1 protein-coding gene is annotated in these 1,166 nt (G+C 31.6%); it reads left to right on the plus strand.

All coding sequences use genetic code 11. The features are described from left to right. A partial coding sequence (locus CYP28_RS10065) for a 3'-5' exonuclease (protein WP_103594054.1) occupies positions 1–1,155 on the plus strand: 1,155 nt, incomplete at its 5' end. Positions 1,156–1,166: the final 11 nt, after the last annotated feature.

Consider the following 1,166-nt stretch of genomic DNA (forward strand, 5'->3'; position numbering starts at 1 on the left):
AAGATAGAAGATATATCAACAACTGATCTTAGTGTAGTCGATGTTCAAACCATGTTTGGCATAGAACCCCTAGAAGCTTTTAATGCCATTAAAATTTTCAATGATTTTTGTAATTCTGATTATAAAAAATTTAATGAAGAAGTCGTTAAAAAAAATGTGGCCGTGCATGCGGCTAGCCTAATATATGAAAAGATGAGAAGAAGAGAAATACCTATTACTCACTCTTTTTACTTAAAAGAATTTCAGTTCTTTGATAAGTCAAAGATTAATTTTGACTTAGTTTTTTTAGATGAAGCACAAGATAGCAATGATGTTGTCTTAAATATATTTTTGCAGCTAAAAGGCTCAAAGGTTTTTATTGGCGACCCAAATCAAGCAATTTATGGTTTTCGTGGATCGGCTAATGCTTTTAACAAAATAAGTGCTGATTACTCAATGAAGCTAACATCTTGCTTTAGATGTGTCCCTGATGTTGTTAATAAGGCAAATAAGGTGCTTGAAAGATATAAACAAGATCCAGTCAAAATGGTCAGTAAAGTTATGCCACGAGATGATATTACTGCCCTAAATTACGAGCATATTAAAAAAAGTTCAATAAAAAATGCTATAATCACGAGGACAAATTCAAAAATTGTCGAAATTTTGTCCAGTGGGCTAGACAAAGATACGTCCTATATCTTAATCAAAAAACCACAAGACATTTTTAAAGAGGCTATCAACTTTGTCAGATTTTTAAATAACGAAAAAGATAAAATAGAGCCTGAGTTTTCATATCTTAAAGAATTTAATAGCCAAGCTGCCTTAAAACAGCATTTGGAAGATTGTGGAGATAACAACTTGCTCTCAACTTTCAATTTGGCCAAAAGGTATGGTAAAAGGATTTTTAGTATATACCGCAAAGCAAGTGATGACTATAAAAATAGGAATAAAATAGCGCATCATGGGACATATCTTATGACAGCACATACCTCAAAGGGGCTGGAGTTTGATATTGTTACACTGGAAAAAGATTTTCCGTCGTTAAGCGATCTAATATATAAGAAAAAGATCAGTTTTAATGAGCTGCAAGAAGAAGTTAATCTTTATTATGTAGCTATAACACGTGCGAAATATCTTTTAATTGACAAGACCAAAAACGAAGAAGAATTTAATTAAGAGTTTTAATA

The organism is Campylobacter concisus (assembly GCF_002914195.1).
GTDB lineage: Bacteria > Campylobacterota > Campylobacteria > Campylobacterales > Campylobacteraceae > Campylobacter_A > Campylobacter_A concisus_M.